This is a genomic window from Bacteroides sp. Phil13, from assembly GCF_001940965.1.
GTDB classification, from domain to species: Bacteria; Bacteroidota; Bacteroidia; order Bacteroidales; family Bacteroidaceae; genus Bacteroides; species Bacteroides intestinalis.
Map to the genome: position 1 here is coordinate 1 of NZ_MSHA01000021.1, position 7,258 is coordinate 7,258.

General features: G+C 38.2%; 6 protein-coding genes. 1 reads left to right on the forward strand and 5 read right to left on the reverse strand.

Annotation, left to right across the window (positions count from 1 at the left end):
- Both BWI44_RS03025 and BWI44_RS03030 read right to left on the reverse strand, forming a co-directional pair.
- Positions 1 to 457, reverse strand: a 457-nt coding sequence (locus BWI44_RS03025) for a sugar O-acetyltransferase (RefSeq protein WP_286811327.1), incomplete at its 3' end; no start/stop codon positions are given.
- Between the two features lie 18 nt (positions 458 to 475).
- On the reverse strand, positions 476 to 1,822 hold the full coding sequence (locus tag BWI44_RS03030; RefSeq protein ID WP_286811329.1) for an MATE family efflux transporter: 1,347 nt from the start codon (positions 1,820 to 1,822) through the stop codon (positions 476 to 478).
- 152 nt (positions 1,823 to 1,974) lie between these two features.
- Here BWI44_RS03030 and BWI44_RS03035 point away from each other — a divergent pair, with 152 nt between their 5' ends.
- Positions 1,975 to 2,880, forward strand: a complete 906-nt coding sequence (locus tag BWI44_RS03035; RefSeq protein WP_286811332.1) for a helix-turn-helix transcriptional regulator — start codon at positions 1,975 to 1,977, stop codon at positions 2,878 to 2,880.
- Between the two features lie 3 nt (positions 2,881 to 2,883).
- On the opposite strand, the gene BWI44_RS03040 is transcribed toward BWI44_RS03035, so the two are convergent.
- The 3 genes from BWI44_RS03040 to BWI44_RS03050 all read right to left on the reverse strand — a co-directional run.
- Entirely contained in the window at positions 2,884 to 5,142 is a 2,259-nt protein-coding gene (locus tag BWI44_RS03040; RefSeq protein WP_286811336.1) for a response regulator, read from the reverse strand.
- 33 nt (positions 5,143 to 5,175) lie between these two features.
- Positions 5,176 to 6,078 (reverse strand): N-acetylmuramoyl-L-alanine amidase family protein, encoded by a 903-nt coding sequence (locus BWI44_RS03045; protein ID WP_286811337.1) that lies wholly within the window; start codon positions 6,076 to 6,078, stop codon positions 5,176 to 5,178.
- Positions 6,079 to 6,498: 420 nt separating this feature from the next.
- Positions 6,499 to 7,258: spore photoproduct lyase family protein (locus BWI44_RS03050; protein ID WP_286811338.1), on the reverse strand; the 760-nt coding region annotated here is incomplete at its 5' end.

A 7,258-nucleotide genomic window follows, 5' to 3' on the forward strand; every position in this document is an offset into this window, starting at 1 on the left:
CTCCTATGGTGATTCCAGGCATGATCAAAACTCCAGCTCCAATCCAGCAGTTCTTTCCGATGTGAACGGGTATATTGTACTGACACCCTTTTTGTCTTAACTCTGGAGCAATAGGATGGGCTGCTGTCGCTATTGTGACGTTAGGTCCTATCATTGTGTAATCCCCAATATAGATATGGGTATCATCTACTAATGTTAGATTAAAGTTCGCATAAACCCACTTTCCAAAGTGTACATGTCTGCCACCAAAGTTAGAATGAAATGGTGGTTCTATGTAGCAGTTCTCTCCAATCTCTGCAAACATTTCTTTTAGCATCGCTCCTCTTTTTTCCATTTCCGTTGGACGTGTCTGATTAAAATCATAGAGGCGATCCAGGCATTTAGTCTGCTCCTTCATGATTTCTTCATCTCCAGGATAATAGATTGCTCCACTATGCATTTTCTCATAATTAGTCATATAAACACTCCTTTTGGTTTAAGATTCTCTTGTTAAATCTTTAATCCATCTGTATTTTTTATAATGCCTAAATACAGCAGGTAATTTAATTACTTCGTCTAAGTTAAGAATAAGATATACCACTGGTACAGCTAAATTCCAACCAAAGGCAGCTAATGCTCCCAGCGGAAGGATTACCACCCATAAAGTAATTGTATCACATAGGAATCCAAACTTGGAATCTCCTCCTGCACAGAATATCCCCCCTATTGTTGTTCCATTCACTGATTTTCCAATGATATTAAAACAACAAATACATAACATCCAAGACAAATACTCCTGTGCTGTTTGAGATAGCTTAGTAAAATGAAGGATACATGGAGTCAATAGCAATAAAGCACCACCAGTAAGTAGCCCTGCAATAACGGACAACTTGCACAATCTATCTCCATAGCATCTGGCCTTTTTAAGTTGTCCAGCACCAAGCTCATTCCCCACCATAATACCGCCACCTGCTCCTAAGCCACCTGCAAAGCAAACTAATAGATTCTTCACTATATTTGCGATAGAGTTAGCCGCTACTGCATCGGTTCCCAGATGTCCCATAATCACAGAAAACATGGTAAATCCTCCACCCCAGGCAATCTCGTTAGCAAGCACTGGTGATGTATGTTTCCAGAAATCCTTTCTATATATGGAATCGCTATGTAGTATATACTTTAACTTAGGTCTGCTTCTTCCCTTACTATAGGAATCGATTACCACCCATATACATTCTATTACACGAGAGATTACTGTTGCAATTGCTGCACCTGCGATTCCAAGTGCAGGGGCCCCACAGAGCCCGAATATAAAAACCGCATTTAAAAGAATGTTCACCACCACAGAAACACAACTAATTACCGTGCTCTTTAGCGTGTGTCCAGTATTCTTCAGTATACATAGATAAACCTGACTCACCCCTATAAGTAGATAGGTCACTGCAATAATCTGCAGATATCTTGCACCCATAGTAATCAGATTCGCATCTTTTGTAAATAGCTTCATTAACTCTCTTGGAATACATAGAGCCGCTACACAAAATAGAATGGCTACTACTTCTGTGTAGTGTAGAATCATTCCAAAAAACTGATTCACTGCTTTCATGTCTTTCTTCCCATAGTATTGTGCTGCAAAGATGCTTAGTCCGATTGTCATAGCAGCCAAGAATAGATTAAATATGAACTGAATCTGCCCTGCCAGGGAAATGGCAGAAAGCGAATCCTGACTAATGAATCCCAACATAATTGCATCAGCTGCACTAACAGCAGATAACATTAGTTGTTGAAAAGCTATCGGTAACACAAGATGCCAAAGTTTTTGTCTGAACTCTCTTCTATCATACATCACATCACCCCTTTGCCTTCCTCATAGTATATTAAACTATTGTATTTCCATAAATTTGTTATTATAATTATATTGTAATGTTTTAATATTATCTTGCGTAATTATACATATTATTATAACTATATTTCACATTTGTATAATTGGAGGGTGTTATGAAAAGTGATAGCAAACAGGATAAAGATCCAATCTGTGGTTCTCTGCAACTAAAAAGTGATTTATCCGAACAGGTAAACTATAACATTCCTGAATTCCCAGCCTATGTTAAAAACGGATTCCTCTCCTATTATCCAGGCTATTCTGCCATTACCCATTGGCATGATGACGTGGAGTTTATTGTAATTCTATCCGGTTATATGCTATATAACATTAATGGTAATGTAGTTCGACTCGAAGAAGGAGAAGGGATCTTTGTGAATTCCAGACAGATTCACTATGGTTACTCTACTGAGCAAAAGGAATGTCAATTTATCTGCATTCTCTTGCATCCTTCTTTGCTATGCTCCTCTTCCTTTATCGAGATGCAGTATGTAACACCAATACTCTTTGATTCATCCTTAGAATATATCCTTTTAAATCAATGTATACCATGGCAGAATACCATTCTTAGCCTACTTAAAACCATGTATCGCTATCAAGTACACAAAGATACTCTCTTAAAGATACAAAGCCTTTTCTTCGACATCTGGACTGCACTCTTTAACAATATACCAGTCAAAAAAAAGCTGCCGACCACACAGGATCAACAGCTTAGTTCCTTAAAGGAAATGACTGGATTTATTCAAAAACACTATCAAGAAAAAATTACGCTTGAAGATATCGCCTATTCTGGAAGTGTCTGTAAAACCAGTTGTTGTAGTATATTTAAGAAATACATGAAGCAAACACCATTTTCCTACCTAATTGATTACCGTCTCAAAAAGAGTATTGACTTACTTAGAACTACGAATATGACAATTACTGAAATCAGCCTGGAAGTAGGATTCATGGGACTCAGCTATTATACAGAAACCTTTAAAAAACACTTCAATTGTAGTCCAAGCGAATATAGTAATCGATAAGACTTACGCTTCCATAAATGGAGCAAGCTTCTCCTTATAGCTTCTCCAATCTCGTAAGAAGATTGGTGTAAGGCTCTCAATGGTACTTATGTCCTGCTTTGCAGCAGCGTTCTCCAGTACCTTAGCCATACCTGACAATGGAATAATCCCAATCAAAGCGGAAGAACTCTTCATTCCATGCACCTTAATATGATACTCATGGAGGTTCTCTCCCTCGTTTATATTCAGGAATAACTGTTCTAACATAGCAGCATCTGTGTCCACCATGCTGGCAAACTCCTGCACCAAATAGATTAACAGCTCTTCATCTGGGAAATGTAATAACCCATAGTTCCAGTCTATTCCATCGATTTCTTTCAGTTTCTTTATCGTTCCTTCTTTTGCAGGATCTATCATCTCAATCGTTGGCTTCTCGATAACCATTTCTGTAGGCAATAATTTACGGATATTTCTCTCCAATCGTTCCGGAACAATTGGTTTAGCAAGAAAATCATCAAAACCAGCATTCATATATTGCTCTCTAGCTCCTGTAATTGCATTTGCAGTGAGAACGATCACCGGTGTACTCTTACAAAGGTTTCCTTTTAATTGTCGCATTCTTTGTAGTGTTTCAATACCATCCATATGAGGCATCATATGATCGAGGTATATCAGGTCAAAATGTTGCTTTATTACAAGTTCCAAAGCCTCTGGTCCATTGGCCGCCTCTGTAATCTGTACCTTTGTCTGCTTTAATAGTCCTTGAAATACTCTTCGGTTCATCTGGTTATCATCTACTACCAGAATCTGCGCCTCCGGTGCTGTAAAGGTTGCTTTATATATGTATTCACTAGCTTTATTGCGAATCCGTTCCTGCAGATTGCCAATTGGTTCTTTATCTACAATCTTCTGTTTCAGCGTAAACGAGAAGGTTGAACCCTCACCATATGTACTCTCCACAATCAACTTACTATCCATTAAGGACAATAGCTGTTTGGAAATAGTAAGTCCCAGACCAGTGCCTTCAATATGACGGTTCTGTATCTCATCAATTCGTTCAAACGCTTCATAAAGTCGCTCAATATCTTCTTGTCGAATACCAATACCCGTATCCTTAACTGCAAAAGATAAGTGAACCATATCTTTCTCAACATTCCCTTTTACCGTCAATAGAATGGTTCCCTTGTGTGTATACTTGACTGCATTGGATAGCAAATTGATTAGCACCTGTCGGATTCGAACATCATCTCCATACAGCCTGGATGGTAAGGTTGGCTCCACTTCTACCTTAAATCTAAGATTCTTCGCTTCTGCCTTGATTGTAAGCAGATTGACCAAATCGTGTACTAAACTGCTCAAGTCATACTCTACAGGCAGTATCTCCATCTTACCTGATTCAATCTTAGACACATCAAGAATATCATTGATAATACTATACAAGCTCTGGGTAGCTGATTGAATGTCCGAGGCATACTGTCTGATTAGTTCTTCATGACTCTCACGCAGAATCATTTCGTTCATTCCTAAGATTGAATTGATTGGGGTTCGAATCTCATGAGACATCTTAGCCAAGAAGGAGGACTTTGCCTGATTGGCAAGATCCGCTCTCTCTTTCTCATCCTGTAATTTTTCAATCAAATGAACATCCGGACTTTCCACGGTTAGGAAAAATGCCAGGTTCAACAGTGCAATTGCTATACCTGAAATTAATGAAAGTGGATAGATTGCCTGATACACTGATACAAATAGCTGGCAGCCTAACGCCATCATAACTGCAGCTTTCTTCTTAGGATTAATATATCGCCAATTTTTAATAAACATCACAATGGATACTACCAGATAAAAACTGACACTGATATATGCCACAGCGGCAGCAGGTCCATATGAGTAATTTCCTTTTGATGTCACCTTATAGTGTAATGGAAGAAATACTACACTACCTAAGAACAAGATTAATGGTAAGTTCCATAGCCAGCTTAATGTACTATCCATACCATATTGAGGGCTATCCTCTTTATTAACAATTGTCATTATATATCGAAACGTGATAAACAAGACAATTACCATAGAACCTATGAATATCTTATGGCAGCTTTCATTTACGATAACTGGTACGACATCCAGATGATTTACCGTATAAATCGTTATACTATCGAATAGTAAATTAATCATAGAAAAGACAATCAATAGGGAGAACAAGGTATGCACAAAGGATTTTTTTCTCTTTGCAGAAAAATATGTTACCGCAATATAGGCAACAACTATCATACATGCAATTTCCATACGTATCATTTGTAAACCCTCCCTAAGTACTAATTAGTTTATCTTAAAATATTGGTTTAACCCTGCTACTATACCTTCGACAATCTTATTCTGATAATCATCTGAAGTAAGTAAGGTTTCCTCCTCTTTATTTGTCATATAACCCATTTCTACAATTGTAGTCGGCACCTTAGACCAGTTAATTCCTGTCATGGTATCCGTCTCCCATATACCCTTATCCTGTGCTCCCGTAGCATCTACTATGCCAGTAAGCAAACACTCTGATAGCAGATGGCATTCCGGATAGATGTCTCCATTATAGGGGTTATCTATCGTATTCGATATGGTCTCAACACCACATACACTTTGATTCTCTGAACCATTGGCATGTATACGAATCATAGCATCTGCACCAGCATCATTGGCCATCTTAGCCCTCTGGGCATTACTTATATTAACTTCATTGCTAGTCCTTGTCATTATAACACGGTAGCCAGCATCTTGTAATCGACCTTGTAGTTTTAATGCAACAATCAAATTTAATTTGTATTCATACATTCCAGTGGTTGTACCTCTGGTTCCACCAGACACTTTTTTCTTTGTCTTCTTTGCTCCTGGTCCAATAGGCTCCTGCTCTGAGTTTCCTTTCGCCTGATGCCCTGCATCTATCACAATTAGTTTTTGCATTGTAGCCTTTGATGAAGGCGATATCCTTGGTTCTGCACTTCTTGTTGTCTCATTTTCTATGCTCCTAACATGATCTGGCTCTACCGTTTCCACCAATTTAGTATCATGCTCTGGGCTTGGCGTATGTACTTGTTTTAGTGGAACTTCTTGTGTAAGATTCTTTGACTCACATCCTACTAAATAACATAATATCACAAAACACATAATTATGGGTAGTATAACTTTCATTCTCGAACCATGCATCCCCTTACTCTTATTAGTGTTTTGCATTTTACCATATATTTACTTTTTATACAATTCTAACTTATCGTTCTAATTCTATCTAATCTCCAAATATTCCTTATTCATCAACACATTCTGACTATCATTTATATTTACTACAGATGTAGAAAATATGTAATTATATAACTCCACCGCCTGTATCACGACATACTCTGTTCTATGTACAAGAATGCTTGACAACCACATGGTTGTCAGGACTTTACTACCACTATGTATCCGGTTAATGCTGCCATAAGTATAGCAGCAAGAACAATGTATACGACAAATAACTCTATTGTACTTTATACTTTGATTCTAGGTTATTCTACAGAATAAGTCTATTATTCAATAAGTATTCGACACAAATTTAATTATAAAACATGAATAAAAACCAGCCCATAAGCACTCTGGCTGGTTTTCATCCCCCTATTAAATGATATATTTGATCTCACAAGTTGGAAAATACTCCAGTAGTTTCTCCTGAAAGAATGCTTTCATCTCCTGCATATCTTCTTTTGTATAGTGGTACTTCCCATAGCCAAACTGGCCACGTCTGTATTTGCGTTCCTCATCATTCATCGGTAACGTAGAAGTTGGAAAGATCTCCTGAATCATATCCTTTGCCTTTGGTGTGTAACGATGAGAGATTACCTCAAAGAAAAGTCGGTGTTCGAGTTGTGCTGGTAACGTATCCGCTAGATTACGAAGCAACTCCTCATACTCCTTCTTCCACCCATCATAAATGAATACAGGAGCAATCAAAAATCCAATCGGATATCCAGCTTTACTCATCTTGGCTGCAGCGTGTAGTCTGGCAGCAACCGTTGCTGTTGCATGCTCATACTCAGAGCGTACTCTCTCCGTATTCAGGCTAAACCGTACCTCCGTCTTATTGTTATGTTTCAGATCAAGCAAGCCATCCACATCACTATATTTTGATACGAAGCGAAACGCTCCACGTGGCTCATTGGCAAAGAATTCGATTGTCTTAGCCAATGCATGTGTATATGGTTCCACACATAAAGGATCTGAGGTTGCTGACCCTTCAAAGGTTGTGAACCCATCCTTACTCTCGTCCATATACTTACTGGCACGTTCTAATATTTCTTCAATGTTGACATTCACACGTATATAAGGTTTATCTCCAAGCTGTGTATGCAAATAACAGTATTCACACTGCCCCATACAG